The organism is Rhodoplanes roseus (assembly GCF_003258865.1).
GTDB classification, from domain to species: domain Bacteria; phylum Pseudomonadota; class Alphaproteobacteria; order Rhizobiales; family Xanthobacteraceae; genus Rhodoplanes; species Rhodoplanes roseus.
In genome coordinates, this window is record NZ_NPEX01000749.1 from 1 (window position 1) to 286 (window position 286).

At 66.8% G+C, this 286-nt stretch carries 1 protein-coding gene; it reads left to right on the forward strand.

Annotated features, from left to right (window positions below):
* Positions 1–286 (forward strand): thiamine phosphate synthase (locus tag CH341_RS32245; RefSeq protein ID WP_146604752.1); only part of this gene is annotated, 286 nt, incomplete at both ends.

The following is a 286-nucleotide window of genomic DNA, read 5'->3' on the forward strand; positions in this document are numbered from 1 at the left end:
TCGGCAATGCGTCGGAACACGAGGCGTCCCGAGAGGCTCTTTCCGGCGCCGATTATATCGGGGTCGGACCGGTCTATACGACCGCCACCAAGGCCAATTCCGGAGCGGCCATCGGCTTGGAGGGGCTTGCTGCAGTCACAAGAGCGGTCGGCCTTCGCTCCGTTGCCATCGGTGGAATCGGCGCTTCCAATGCCGCGGCATGCATCGCTGCCGGGGCCGAGGGCGTTGCCGTCGTATCGGCCATCATGGGGGCCGACGACCCGCAAGCTGCCGCCCAGGCGCTTCT